At 47.1% G+C, this 13,302-nt stretch carries 11 protein-coding genes; 7 read left to right on the plus strand and 4 right to left on the minus strand.

Features of this window, described 5'->3' with window-relative positions; genetic code table 11:
* The first annotated feature begins 18 nt into the window (after positions 1–18).
* Entirely contained in the window at positions 19–1,002 is a 984-nt protein-coding gene (apbC, locus tag CWI78_RS00160) for an iron-sulfur cluster carrier protein ApbC (RefSeq protein WP_126779089.1), read from the plus strand.
* Positions 1,003–1,047: 45 nt separating this feature from the next.
* Complete coding sequence (gene dcd, locus CWI78_RS00165) at positions 1,048–1,635, plus strand: dCTP deaminase (protein ID WP_126779091.1); 588 nt, start codon at positions 1,048–1,050, stop codon at positions 1,633–1,635.
* On the opposite strand, the gene CWI78_RS00170 is transcribed toward dcd, so the two are convergent.
* Positions 1,632–2,528: a gluconeogenesis factor YvcK family protein gene (locus CWI78_RS00170; RefSeq protein ID WP_126779093.1), complete on the minus strand. Its 897-nt coding sequence runs from the start codon at positions 2,526–2,528 to the stop codon at positions 1,632–1,634. The two genes, dcd and CWI78_RS00170, sit on opposite strands and share 4 nt — an antisense overlap.
* A gap of 106 nt (positions 2,529–2,634) precedes the next feature.
* On the opposite strand from CWI78_RS00170, the gene CWI78_RS00175 reads away from it, so the two are divergent.
* The 5 genes from CWI78_RS00175 to CWI78_RS00195 all read left to right on the plus strand — a co-directional run bounded on the left by CWI78_RS00175 (position 2,635) and on the right by CWI78_RS00195 (position 7,822).
* Positions 2,635–4,041, plus strand: coding sequence for a protein adenylyltransferase SelO (locus tag CWI78_RS00175; protein WP_126779095.1), 1,407 nt, complete (start codon positions 2,635–2,637; stop codon positions 4,039–4,041).
* 67 nt (positions 4,042–4,108) lie between these two features.
* Positions 4,109–4,621, plus strand: coding sequence for a DUF192 domain-containing protein (locus tag CWI78_RS00180; RefSeq protein ID WP_126779097.1), 513 nt, complete (start codon positions 4,109–4,111; stop codon positions 4,619–4,621).
* Between the two features lie 18 nt (positions 4,622–4,639).
* Positions 4,640–6,313 carry a M28 family metallopeptidase gene (locus CWI78_RS00185; protein WP_126779099.1) on the plus strand — a complete coding sequence of 558 codons (1,674 nt, stop codon included), beginning with the start codon at positions 4,640–4,642 and terminating at the stop codon, positions 6,311–6,313.
* A gap of 75 nt (positions 6,314–6,388) precedes the next feature.
* On the plus strand, positions 6,389–6,757 hold the full coding sequence (locus tag CWI78_RS00190; protein ID WP_126779101.1) for a hypothetical protein: 369 nt from the start codon (positions 6,389–6,391) through the stop codon (positions 6,755–6,757).
* Between the two features lie 21 nt (positions 6,758–6,778).
* On the plus strand, positions 6,779–7,822 hold the full coding sequence (locus CWI78_RS00195) for a bifunctional glycosyltransferase family 2/GtrA family protein (protein WP_126779103.1): 1,044 nt from the start codon (positions 6,779–6,781) through the stop codon (positions 7,820–7,822).
* A gap of 53 nt (positions 7,823–7,875) precedes the next feature.
* Here the strand turns inward: CWI78_RS00195 and CWI78_RS00200 are convergent, their stop codons facing one another.
* The 3 genes from CWI78_RS00200 to CWI78_RS00210 form a co-directional block, all read right to left on the minus strand.
* Positions 7,876–10,977: an efflux RND transporter permease subunit gene (locus CWI78_RS00200; protein ID WP_126779105.1), complete on the minus strand. Its 3,102-nt coding sequence runs from the start codon at positions 10,975–10,977 to the stop codon at positions 7,876–7,878.
* 12 nt (positions 10,978–10,989) lie between these two features.
* Positions 10,990–12,147 (minus strand): efflux RND transporter periplasmic adaptor subunit, encoded by a 1,158-nt coding sequence (locus CWI78_RS00205; protein ID WP_126779107.1) that lies wholly within the window; start codon positions 12,145–12,147, stop codon positions 10,990–10,992.
* 69 nt (positions 12,148–12,216) lie between these two features.
* Complete coding sequence (locus CWI78_RS00210; RefSeq protein WP_126779109.1) at positions 12,217–13,233, minus strand: zinc-binding alcohol dehydrogenase family protein; 1,017 nt, start codon at positions 13,231–13,233, stop codon at positions 12,217–12,219.
* Between the last annotated feature and the right edge of the window lie 69 nt (positions 13,234–13,302).

Here is a 13,302-nt window from a genome sequence, read left to right on the forward strand (position 1 = left end):
AGATCCCAGAGGTTGATGATGACAGATTTTACTCACCCCTTATTACCTAATGGTATTCCCAATGACTGGGTAACAGGTTCTGGTAAGCAGCGGGTATTAAACTTGCCTTTTGTTGCAGGTGAAAGTTTGTTGGAAGCTATTCGTAACGATGCTGAATTAGGGCTGTTTGACTGGCAGCTTAATTGTCAGGTTAAAAAGCTGAAGAACTCACAGCCAGAATTGCCTTTAACTACCGGTAATGTGATTGTTGTTTCATCGGGTAAAGGCGGAGTGGGGAAATCGTCTGTGAGTGTGAACCTGGCATTAGCCTTGTCACAGCTAGGTGCTAAGGTCGGGTTACTCGATGCCGATATTTACGGGCCATCAATTCCAACGATGCTTGGCGGTGGCGGCGCAGAGATGGAACTGACCAAAAACAATAAAATGCTGCCGTTAGAGCGTCACGGCCTGTATGTGCATTCGTTGGGGTATCTGGTCGACGACAATGATGCGACTATCTGGCGCGGTCCGATGGCAAGTGGTGCTTTGCAACAATTATATAAAGACACAGCCTGGCCCGCTCTGGACTACCTTATTGTCGATATGCCGCCTGGCACCGGGGATATTCAACTGACTATGGCACAGAAGCTGCCGGTGACCGGTGCGGTTGTGGTGACAACACCGCAAACGGTAGCGTTGAAAGACGCAGAAAAAGGCGTGGCCATGTTTGAAAAGCTGAATATTCCGCTCATAGGCATACTGGAAAACATGAGTTTTTACCAATGCCCTTCGTGCGGGCATGAAGATCCGGTTTTTGGCAAAAATGGGGGAGCGGACATGGCAACAGAACACAACTTGCCGTTATTGGGTCAATGGCCTTTAAACAGTGACTTACGGGAAAGTCTTGATGGTGATACACCACTGCTATTGGCGCAGCCGCGGCACCCTTTAAGTCAGCTAATTTTAAATTCAGCGCAACAAGTTGCTGCAAACCTCTATTATCAACAAGAAAATTCGTTATAGTACTGGCCTTAAGGTCTTAAATGACAACACGGAGATTGATGAACGATGCGCCTAAACGACACTGAAATAGAACAACATTTGAAAGATGGAATCATAGGTGTCGAACCTGCACCCCAAGCCAATAATATCTCAGGCGTTACACTAGATATTCATTTAGGCAACGATTTTCGTGTGCTGCAGGATCATGCCGCACCTTTTATTGATATTAGCGGCTCACGTGAAGCTATTGAAGCGGCAATTCAGGAAGTGATGAGTGATGAAATAGTGCTGAAAGACGATCAGGCTTTTTTTATTCACCCGGGCGAATTTGCTTTAGCGGTAACGCACGAGTCTATTACCTTACCCGCTGATATGGTCGGTTGGTTAGATGGTCGCTCGTCTTTAGCTCGTTTAGGCTTAATGGTGCATGTGACAGCCCATAGAATTGACCCTGGCTGGTCAGGTCAAATCGTACTGGAGTTTTATAACAGTGGGAAATTACCGCTAGCGCTTAGAGCCGGTATGAAGATTGGTGCAATCAGTTTTGAGAAACTCAGTAGTCCTTGTGCTCGACCTTATAATAAGCGTGAAGACGCAAAATACCGGGATCAGCACAGCGCAGTTGCTTCACGTATTTCGGCTGACGGTGGTTAAGCACTCTCAACTAAGAGTTGTTTCGTGGCGGCTTCCAGTTTAGCTAATAAGTTGCTTGTGTTATGGCGGTAGTAGACATCTTCATCGCTCTCCAGACCGCCAATAACAGGTAGTTTCAGGTCTTTCTCCTGCTTATTACTCAAAACTAAATCGACAATCTGTTTTCCTAATTGCTTTTCTATAAACGCGACTTTTTCCGCCAGACTCAAGTCGCCGGCAGGTCCATTTTCGTCTACCAGGTTATCAATAAAAACGACTTTTGCCTGAGTTGTCAGTAAGGCGTCGCGAATGCCGTTAACCAGCAAAGGCGGCATAACTGAGGTCATAAAGCTGCCCGGCCCGAGTAGGATGAGCTGACTGTTATGAATGTGACGTATAGCTTCAGGCGTGGCTTTTACCGTTCCTGAGAGCGACAGTTTACGCGGCATAACTGGCAGTTTATCAATGCGTATTTCGCCGTGACACTGGATACCATCATTAGTTGTGGCGATCAGGTCGGTTGGGCATTCCGACATGGGAAGTATGCGGTTGTCGATATTTAATAAGCGACTGAGAAGCTGAATACCATCTAATGGTCGGGCGCTGAGCTGGTCTAGTGTATAAAGTAATAGGTTACCGAAGTTATGACCGTGTAGTGACGACGTGCAATCAAATCGATAATTGAGCACTTCGGCCGCCAGAGGCTGTTCGACAAGTTGTGACAGGCAATTACGAATATCGCCCCAGGCAATGCAGTGTTGGGATTCACGCAATAGGCCAGTGGCACCGCCGTTATCTGTGGTTGCTACAATACCGACTAACTTATGTTTCATAAACGACAGAGTCGACAGTACCCGACCGAGTCCGTGACCACCGCCTATTGCGGTGATACGTCGTAAAGAATGCAGTTGCATGCGGCTTCCTTTGCTGCCAATGGCCAAACGTTGCGACCTTAGCTGATTTATTATGAGTTATGCAAGCCTCGCTGACTGTGTAACAATCTAACTAGCAGGAGGATGTATGCCAATAGTTTTTGATAACCGCTTTGCCCGTAAGTTCCCGGAAATAATAACCCATCAACCAATAAAGCCTGACGGAAAGGCGAAACTGGTGTGGTTAAATGACAATTTATGGGCTGAACTATCCGCGGGTGAACAGCTCCCGAATGACTTAGCTGACCGCATTAGCGGGGTAGCTCCCTGGCCAGGAACAGAACCGGTTGCACAGAAATATGCGGGGCATCAATTTGGCCACTTCAATCCTTATTTAGGCGATGGCCGCGGACTTTTGCTGGCACAGGTTGATGTAGAGGGGCAGTTACAGGATGTTCATGTAAAAGGTGCTGGACCAACCCCTTATAGCCGCGGAGCTGATGGACGAGCTGTTTTACGCTCCTCCATTCGAGAACTGCTGGCAAGTGAAGCGTTGCACGCGGTTGGCATTCCGACGACGCGTGCATTGGCGCTAGTCAGAACCGAAGGCAAAATACAGCGGGAGCGATTAGAGCCCGGGGCGATGTTGGCGCGGACCGCTGCTACGCATGTTCGCTTTGGACATTTTGAACACTGCTTTCATCGAGGCCTGCAAGACACCATGCAAAACCTCTGGCAGGACACCGTAGAAGTGGTTTGGCCTAATTTGGCCGATGCCAGTATCGCCGATCAGTTTTCTCAAGTTGTTAAAAGCACCGCTGAAATGATAGCCAGTTGGCAAGCCTATGGCTTCATTCATGGCGTTATGAATACTGACAACATGAGTTTAGCTGGAGAGACGTTTGATTTTGGACCTTATGCGTTTTTAGATGAATATGAGCCAGAAAAGATTTTTAATCATACCGATGCTGGAGGGCGTTATGGTTTCCTGCAACAACCCGGAGTTGGTCTTTGGAACCTAAAAAAATTGGCACAGGCTATCAGCCCTTTAGCTCAAACGGAGACGTTGCAGCCAGCACTCGACAGCTACGAGCCGGAACTCCGAAAAGCGTATTTAAACTTGATGACACAACGTCTGGGCATGTCCTCAGTCCCTGCTGAGCAAAGAATGTCACTAATCGGTGGTTGGTTAAGTCTGCTTGAGGTAAACCATGCGGATTATCAGCTCTCGTTCCGCGATCTTATCGACTCTATCGAGAAAGGGGAACCGATAGGACTGTTGTCCCAAAGTGGTGGGAGTTGGTGGCAGGAATACAAAACAGCGACGGGCAAAAACAATGATGTGGAGTGTATGAAGCAGGTAAACCCGTGGGTGATCGTCAGAACGCATCATGCACAGCGAGTTATAGAGGCTTCAGATGCGGGTGACGACTCTTTATTGCGTGACTATATTGCCGCACTACTTAATCCATTTTCGGAGGCGCTACGCGACAGTCAGTGGACTAAGCCGCCGAATGCTGCAGAGAAGGTTTCACAGTTGTCCTGCTCTAGCTGAGGTTTGAATTGCGATCTCCTCCTGGATAGGACAAAATCAGGGAAGTGATTATGACAAGGTTAAGCTGATGAACCATCGATTGATTTTTACCCTGGTGAGCATGCTATCTTTTAATAGTGTTGCTCAACAGTGGAATGTTCCTGAGCCACAGGAATTCGATAAAACCCACGTTTGCCTGGGAGCTATTGAACAACCGTTGACGGTTGAGTTGGCGGATTCTCAAGCGCAACAGGCTCGGGGATTAATGCAGCGCGAATCGCTAGGAACCTACGAAGGTATGTGGTTTCGATATGGCAATGAGCGTCCGGGCTATAGCGGATTCTGGATGTATCAAACCTTGATTCCGCTGGACATAGCCTACCTTGATAAGAATCGACGCATTGTTAAAACCTTTACTATGCGCCCCTGTAAGAGTGACGATCCAGGCAATTGCCGAAGTTATTCTCCGGGTGAAAATTACTGGAGTGTACTTGAAGTTAACGCCGGTTTCTTCGCGGAAAATGGGGTTCGTATGGGCGACCGGTTAAGAAAAGCAGAGAGTGGTAGTTGCGTGCCAGAAAGCGGCAAAAATAATAAATAATCGATAAGAGGAGAGACCATGAAGTACGTCATGATAGGTGCACTAAGCTTAAGTTTTTTAGCTGCCTGTGGACCGGTAGATGAATCAAATAAGGAAGCGGATAAAGCCGTTGCTGACATAAAAGACTCAGCTTTTAACCCAAATTACCGTGATTACCTAAAAACCTTATCCTCTGATGAGTTTGAAGGCCGTGCACCGGCATCAGCGGGTGGCGAGAAAACCGTCAGCTTTATCGAAAACCATTTTCGCGAATGGGGTTTAAAGCCTTATGATCAAGAAAGTGATAGCTATCGTCAGCCTGTTCCACTGGTCAAGTTGATGCCGTACAAAGTGAGCTCTTTGAATTTCAGTGGTGACTCAGCACCAGAATCAATGGAGTATCGTACTGAGATGATGGCCTGGACGCCAAGAGTGGTAGACGAAGTCAAAATTGAAAGCAGTGACGTTGTTTTTGTCGGATACGGAATAGTTGCTCCTGAATATGACTGGAACGACTACGAAGGACTGGATGTTGAAGGTAAGACGGTTGTTATGTTGGTCAATGATCCGGGCTATGCGACAGGCGACGCTGAATTGTTTAATGGTAATGCAATGACCTATTACGGTCGTTGGACTTATAAATTTGAAGAAGCTGCTCGCCAAGGAGCTGAAGCCGCTTTTGTTGTGCACGAAACGGGTCCTGCTGGTTATGGTTGGGGTGTTGTTGCTGGTGGCTCACCCGTACGCTTTGATTTGAAGCGTGAGAATAAGAACATGGATCGCTCAGCGATCGAAGGTTGGGTAACTGAAAAAAGCGCCAATGCTTTATTTGCAACTGTAGGCAAGGATTTAGAGCAAATGCGGGAGCTAGCGCTGAGTGGAGAGTTTAAGCCGGAACCTCTGAATATTGAGGCATCGCTAACCGTTAGTAATAAGTTTGAGTACTTAGATACCAATAATGTGATTGGTTATATCGAGGGCTCTAAATACCCTGAAGAACACGTTATTTATATGGCTCACCATGATCACCTGGGAACCGATCCGGTGCGTGAAGATGACCCTATCTATAATGGTGCACAAGATAATGCATCAGGCACGGCGGCGTTAATGGCCATGGCAGAGCAGTTTGCAAAAGGGCCGCAACCTGAGCGTTCAATTGTTTTTGCCGCTGTTGGTGCGGAAGAAAGCGGTTTATTGGGCTCAGATTGGTACGCGACTCATCCTATGTTGCCCCTGGGCAAAGCGGTTGGTGGCATCAACATGGATGTTATGAACGTCTATGGTCCAATGAAAGATATGGTTGTAGTGGGTTATGGTAATTCTTCCATGGAAGACTACTTGAAACGCTACGTAAAGGCCCAAGATCGTTATGTAGCACCTGAACCAACCCCTGAAGTTGGCTCTTTCTATCGCTCGGATCACTTTAACCTGGCGAAACGAGGCGTACCGATGCTGTATGCGAAAGGCGGTAATGACCATGTTGAGAAAGGGCGTGAGTGGACGGAAGAACAGCGTGCTATATTTAATCGCGATGCGTATCATAAGCCGGCTGATGAGTTTGATGAAAACTGGGATCTGCGCGGAGTTCAGCAGGACATGTCTATTTTCTACTCAATAGGCAATGAGCTGGCAAACTCGCGTGATTGGCCGCAGTGGGCTCCGGGCAATGAGTTTGAAGCTGCACGTAAGGCAACTCAGGATATGCGTAAGTAAACGTTAAGATAACCTTGCTGGAACGGTCAGTGCCGTATGTTGTCTTAACTTTGTAGTCATTTTTTAGGAGCAGTTATGACTCATAAACGAGATAAAGTTTATGTCCGTTTCAACCAAGGTTCACGTACCGGAGGTTCCTCCTCTGGTAACTGGCTCAGTCGGATACTGGGCCTTTTTTTGTTATTGGTCCTGATTGGCCTGGGGCTTGCGTTCGGAATGGTGATTGCGGCAGTACTTGTGCTGCTGATGATTCCGGTTATGTGGCGCCAACGTCATACGATTAAGCAAGTTTGGCGTATGCGTAAACAGGCTAAGCAACACTATCAAGAGCAGCAACGACAACAACAAAAACAACAAGAACATTATGAAAATACTCGGCAAGATAGTGGATCGGTTATTGATGGAGAATACGAAGTCAAAGAAGATCAGGACAAAAAACCTTAGAAAACAAGGTCCAGTGCTCGAATGAAAAAACCTTATATTGTTATTCCGGCCCTGGATCCTGACCAGCACCTGCTGGAGCTAATTGATAAAATTACAGATGAAGACCCTGAATGGAATCACTATCTGGGCATTGTTGTTGTAGATGATGGTAGTCGATCCCAGACTGTTTTCCAGCAACTCAATCAACGCCACCGCATTCATGTTGTAACGCATGAGCAGAATCAAGGAAAAGGCGCTGCGCTACGTACCGCATTTGAGTGGATCCTCGAACAACAAGAAGACCGTTGCTCAGGTGCAGTGACGGCCGACGCCGATGGTCAACATTTGGCTAAAGACATACTGGCTGTCTGTACTCGTCTCAAAGGATATCCCGATAAATTATGGCTGGGTAGCCGTACTTTTGATGAAAAAGATATTCCCTTACGCTCTAAAGTTGGCAACAAATTAACCCGCGTTATTTTCAGATTGGTTACCGGGCAGGATATTAAAGACACTCAAACTGGGCTGCGTGGAATTCCTGCGGGCTTTTTAGAAAAGCTCGTTGACTTCAACAGCTGTGGTTATGAGTTTGAATTAGAGATGCTGCTGTCCGCGAGGCGCTATGGTTACCGGATAAAGTCTCAGGAAATTACCACAGTTTATGAGGAAGGCAATGAAACCAGTCATTATCGGCCGATTGTCGACTCGATAAAGATTTATCGAAAGTTTTTGAAGTTTGCCAGTATCGGCATTTTGTCTGCCGGGCTTGATTATTCGGTTTTTGCTACGGCCTACTTTTTCTCAGGCCAGGTGCTTGAATCGATTGTTTTGGCCAGAGTGATTTCCGGGGTATTTAACTTTTCCTTAAATCGTCAGTGGGTGTTCAAACAGGGCTCTCATGTTGCCTGGGATGCAACTAAATATGGATGCTTAGCTGTAGTTCTGGTGGCAGCAAATTATGGGTTAACCGAGGCGTTTCGATATATAGGGCTGACACCATTTATTGGCAAGCCATTAGCGGAAGGGTTGGTCTTTTTATTGAGTTACAGAGGACAAAAGCTGTTGGTCTTTAAAAAAGCCGTTTAACAAACGGCTACCAAAAAAAACCGGAGTTTTGAACTCCGGTTTTTTTGTTTCTATCACTCTTCAGGCTGTTTGGGCGGGAAAATTCGTCGTACCACATAAAAGAATAGTGGAACAAAGAAGATTGCCAGCACAGTACCGCCTATCATACCTCCAATAACACTGGTTCCGATGGCATTACGACTTGCCGCACCAGCGCCATCACTTAGCGCCAGAGGCATGACGCCGAACACAAATGCTAATGATGTCATCAGAATAGGGCGTAGGCGTAAACGTACGGCTTCCAGAGTTGCTTCTAGTAGCTCTTTACCTTGGGCTTGCAAGTCTTTTGCAAACTCGACGATGAGTATCGCATTCCTTGCTGATACACCAACGGTGGTTAACAGACCAACCTGGAAGTACACATCGTTAGAAATGCCTCGTAGCATGACGGCGATAACCGCACCTAAAATCCCTAAGGGCACAACCAACATGACCGAGAAGGGTATCGACCAGCTCTCGTAAAGGGCCGCGAGGAACAGAAATACGACAATCAGGGATACGCTATAAAGAATTGGCGCAAAATCACCCGACTGACGTTCTTGTAACGAAATACCGGTCCACTCAAAGCCTATTCCGGGCGGCAGTTGTTCAATCATTCGCTCCATTTCAAGCATTGCTTCACCGGTACTAACGCCCGGAGCCGCTTGGCCCTGAATTTCCATTGCAGAAACGCCGTTATAGCTTTCGACTCGTTGCGGACCATAAGTCCATTCCCAACTTGAGAAGGAACTGAACGGCACCATGTCGCCCTGGTTATTCCGTACGTACCAGTCGTTAATATCTTCCGGCAGCATGCGAGACTCAGATTCGCCCTGAAGGTAGACTTTTTTGACCCTTCCCCGGTCAATAAAGTCATTCACATAGGATGAGCCCCAGGCGGTGCTCAAGGTGTCGTTGATACTGGTAATGGTCAAGCCTTGAGCCTGAGCTTTTTCAAAATCGATATCAATTCGCAATTGTGGTGCATCTTCAAGTCCGTTCGGGCGTACCTGAACCAGTTTATCGCTTTGTCCTGCCATGCCCAGCAATTGGTTACGGGCCTCAAGCAAACCGGCATGACCCAGGTTACCGCGATCCTGCAAGAACAGGTTAAAACCGCTGGAAACGCCAAGTTCCGGAATCGGTGGCAGGTTAAAAGCAAAGACCATGGCTTCTTTTATCGACGCAAAGAAACCAAAAGCCCGTCCAATAACTGCTTCAACACTTTGACTTTCATCACGCTCGCCCCAGTCCTTTAAACGTACGAAAGCGATACCGTTAGCCTGACTGCGCCCCGAGAAACTAAACCCAACAACTGAGAAGACTGACTGAACGGCATCTTCCTGGTTGAGGTAGTAGTCCTCAATCTTATCCATGGTATTAACCGATTGTTCTATGGTCGAGCCAACCGGTAACTGCATCTGGGTTAGAAACACGCCACGGTCTTCGTCAGGTAAGAAAGAGGATGGCAGTTGAGTAAAGAGGTAGGCAAGCACCCCGATAATACCTAAATACAGTACGCCAAAGCGGATGGTACGACGCAAAATTGAATGAATAGAGTTGGTGTACTTAACGGTCCATTTTTCAAGCGTCCGGTTGAACCAGCCAAGCGGGCCCCAGCCACTGTTTTTGTCATGCTTAACCGGCTTGAGCAGAGTAGCGCAAAGTGCCGGTGAAAAAATGATAGCAACAAGAACCGATAGACCCATTGAGGTAATAATGGTTAACGAGAACTGTCGGTAGACAGCGCCAGTGGAGCCAGGGAAGAAGGCCATGGGGGCGAATACCGCTGCCATGACAACACCTATGGCCACAAGAGCACCGGTTATTTGGCCCATTGATTTAATGGTTGCCTGTTTGGGCGATAAGCCTTCTTCAGACATTAACCGCTCAACGTTTTCTACAACAACAATGGCGTCGTCAACCAGCAAGCCAATGGATAAGACCATACCAAACATGGTCAGGGTATTAATAGAGAATCCAGCTAAAGACATGACGCCCATAGTACCCAAAATGACGACCGGAATTGCCAGAGTCGGTATTAAGGTTGCGCGCAAGTTTTGTAAGAAAACAAACATTAACAGGAAGACCAGAATAATGGCCTCAATCAGAACCTGAGCCACCTCAGAAATCGAAATTTTGATAAACGGGGTTGTATCATAAGCCGTGACCAGTTCCATTCCATCAGGAAAAAACTGTTCAAGTTCATCCATACGTGCTTTTACAGCGTCTGCAGTCTCCAGAGCATTCGCTCCTGTCTGCAGGTTAATCGCTAAACCGGTCGCCGGCTTGCCATTATAGTTGGCCCGAATGGAGTAGTTTTCTGCGCCTTTCTCTACTTCGGCCACATCTTTAAGGCGAACCTGAGAGCCGTCAGACATCACTTTTAGTGTAATGTTTTCAAATTCTGACGGATCTGACATGCGAGTTTGCGCAATGATCGTAGCGTTTAAACGTTGCCCATCTACAGCGGGTGTGCCACCTAGTTCACCTGCTGCGACCTGAGCGTTCTGCGCCCCAATGGCTTCTTTTATATCTGCCATGGTCATGCCGTAATTAACCAGCGAAGAAGGGTCGACCCAAATTCGCATGGCATAAGGAGAGCCAAATAGCTGAACGTTACCGACACCGGTAGTTCGTGCTATCGGATCCTGAATATTTGACGCAATATAATCACTTAAATCGGTTTGGGAATAACGATCGTCTGATGCAACGAGGGCGGCAACCATCAAGAATGAGCTACTTGATTTACTGACGGTTATCCCCTGAGCCTGAACTTCCTGAGGCAATTGGGGAGTAGCCTGAGAGAGCTTATTCTGGACTTGCACTTGAGCAATATCTGGATCGGTACCCGATGCGAAAGTCAGACTGATACTCGCATTGCCAAAGTTACTCTGAGAAGAGAAATAGATCAGGTTATCGATACCTGTCATGTTCTGCTCAATGACTTTAGTCACCGTATTAGAAACGGTCTCCGCATTAGCGCCAGGATAGCTCACCTGAATTTCAACAGCAGGTGGTGCGATAGTCGGGTATTGCGCTATCGGCAACTGCAACATAGCAATGGCACCTGCCATCATTGTCAGCAGCGCGATAACCCAGGCAAATATAGGGCGATTAATAAAAAACTTAGCCATGACTGACGTTCCTTACTGCTGCTGTTCAGAGGTAGACGAGCCGTCGATAGTTACCGTATCGCCCGGGCGGATCTTTTGTAAGCCCGAAGTGACTATCGTGTTGCCTTCTTCAAGTCCGTCAGCTACTAACCAGTTACTACCCATCGCACGTTCAGTCGTTATCATGCGCTGCTCAACTTTGTTGTCATCAGTAACCAGCATCACGTAAGGGCGACCCCTAGGATCACGAGTCACGGCTTTTTGCGGTACCTGAATAGCGTTCTGAATGGTTCCTTCGCTAACTTCGGCTCGCACAAACATGCCCGGATAAAGGGTTTTGTCGGGGTTAGGGAACTCCGCGCGTAATAAAATCGCGCCAGTGTCCTCATCAACGCTGACTTCGGAGAAAAGTAATTCGCCTTTCTGATCGTAGTTTAAACCATTGAGTTTTAAGCGGACCAGTGCGTTACCTTTATCATTAGCTTGTATGCGGCCTGACTTTATATCAGCTTGCAACTTCATAAACTGCTTGCTGGACTGGTTAATATCGACGTAGATTGGATCCAACTGATTAATACTAACCAGAGGTTCAGCTTGTGACGCCGTGAGCAGGGCACCTTCGGTAAAGTTTGAACGGCCAATAACTCCGCTAATTGGCGCATTAACTTTGGTGTATTCGAGGTTAATACGGGCACTTTTTAATTGAGCTTCAGCCAGAGAGACGGCCGCTTTATTTTGATAAAAGGTTGCTTCTGCGCTATCAAACTCATCCTGGCTTACAGCGTTTTCATCTAACAATTCCTGAAAACGGTTGTAACGGAGTTCTGAACTACGCTGAACGGCTTTGGCTCTCTCGACTTCAGCTTTTGCACTGGCTAACTCTGCTTCATAGATAGCTGGATCAATCTGATAGAGTTGCTGGCCCTTTTCAACAAAAGTACCTTCCTCAAAAGTTCGTTCAAGCAACACACCACTGACCTGTGGGCGAACCTGTGCAACTCGATACGCAGCGGTACGGCCAGGCAAGTCAGTACTTAAACTGATTGACTCAGGGGTTACGGTGATCACTTCAACTTGAGCCGCTTGCTGTTGACCCTGTTGCTGCTGTGGCTGGTCACTGCAGGCGGTTAGTGTCCCGGTTAACAGAAGACTCACTGCTAAAATGGGAGCAAACCTTAAACGCGTGTTCATTAAATTACCTCTGACCTATTATTGATATTAATTCCGGAATTATACATACATTCATGTATGTTTGTAAAATTAATCAGCAACAGTTAAGGCAATTTTTCCGATGGTTTTATGACTTTCTATTGCTTTGTGTGCTTTACGCAAATTATCTGCGTTCATCTCTCCGAAGCTCTTACCTAGAGTCGAACGGATTTGGCCTTTTTCGACCATTCGAGCAATATGAGTCAGTAATTCTTGCTGTTTAATCATATCGTCCGTCGTAAACATCGACCGCGTAAACATAAACTCCCAATGCAGACTAATACACTTCTGCTTCATTTTTGTAATGTCGATACTTTCTGCTGGGTCATCTATCAGGGAAAATCGTCCCTGAGGAGCCATAAGCGTCATGCATTGATTAAAATACTGCTCACTATGAGTCAGGCAGGCAACGTCGGTTACCGGAGGTGTCCCTATCGATTCAAGTTGCTCGGCTAAATCCTCGTAATGGTTGATAACATGATCGGCACCTAACGCTTTTACCCATTGTTGAGACTCAGCTCGTGACGCTGTTGCAATAACGGTCACATCTGTCAACTGAGCGGCAAGCTGAATTAAGATAGAACCAACGCCGCCAGCACCGCCAATGATCAATAGCGTTCTTTTTTTATGCGGTGATGGTTTATCAATTTGAAGGCGGTCGAACAGTAATTCCCATGCGGTAATACTGGTCAGGGGCAGGGCAGCGGCCTGGCAGTCATCAAGGTTCTCGGGCGCTTTACTGGCTATCCGGTAGTCTACAGCTTGGAACTGTGCGTTACAGCCCGGTCGAGTGATATCACCAGCGTACCAGACTCTGTCGCCTGGTTCGAAACCCGTAACTTTATCGCCAATTGAAATTATTTCGCCGACGGCATCCCAGCCAATGATCTTATGGCCTGATTCTGGCGCCATGCGCATCCGAATTTTAGTGTCGACTGGGTTAACCGCTACTGCTTTGACTTTAACGAGTATATCGCTTGCTCCGGGAACGGGATCATCAACGGTAATATCCAGTAATGAATTAGCGTCCTCAACAGGCAATGACTGTTTGTATCCTACGGCGCGCATAGTGTTCTCTCCTTAAGTAACAATACTGACACTGTATACGTAGTATAAGAAAAAGCGATGACAGTAAAG

This window comes from Idiomarina ramblicola (assembly GCF_003987255.1).
GTDB lineage: Bacteria > Pseudomonadota > Gammaproteobacteria > Enterobacterales > Alteromonadaceae > Idiomarina > Idiomarina ramblicola.

Bases quoted from the DNA above. Each gene is read 5' to 3' on its own strand.
- apbC (WP_126779089.1), top strand. From the start codon at position 19: ATGACAGATTTTACTCACCCCTTATTACCTAATGGTATTCCCAATGAC.
- dcd (WP_126779091.1), top strand. From the start codon at position 1,048: ATGCGCCTAAACGACACTGAAATAGAACAACATTTGAAAGATGGAATC.
- CWI78_RS00170 (WP_126779093.1), bottom strand. From the start codon at position 2,528: ATGCAACTGCATTCTTTACGACGTATCACCGCAATAGGCGGTGGTCAC.
- CWI78_RS00175 (WP_126779095.1), top strand. From the start codon at position 2,635: ATGCCAATAGTTTTTGATAACCGCTTTGCCCGTAAGTTCCCGGAAATA.
- CWI78_RS00180 (WP_126779097.1), top strand. From the start codon at position 4,109: ATGAACCATCGATTGATTTTTACCCTGGTGAGCATGCTATCTTTTAAT.
- CWI78_RS00185 (WP_126779099.1), top strand. From the start codon at position 4,640: ATGAAGTACGTCATGATAGGTGCACTAAGCTTAAGTTTTTTAGCTGCC.
- CWI78_RS00190 (WP_126779101.1), top strand. From the start codon at position 6,389: ATGACTCATAAACGAGATAAAGTTTATGTCCGTTTCAACCAAGGTTCA.
- CWI78_RS00195 (WP_126779103.1), top strand. From the start codon at position 6,779: ATGAAAAAACCTTATATTGTTATTCCGGCCCTGGATCCTGACCAGCAC.
- CWI78_RS00200 (WP_126779105.1), bottom strand. From the start codon at position 10,977: ATGGCTAAGTTTTTTATTAATCGCCCTATATTTGCCTGGGTTATCGCG.
- CWI78_RS00205 (WP_126779107.1), bottom strand. From the start codon at position 12,147: ATGAACACGCGTTTAAGGTTTGCTCCCATTTTAGCAGTGAGTCTTCTG.
- CWI78_RS00210 (WP_126779109.1), bottom strand. From the start codon at position 13,233: ATGCGCGCCGTAGGATACAAACAGTCATTGCCTGTTGAGGACGCTAAT.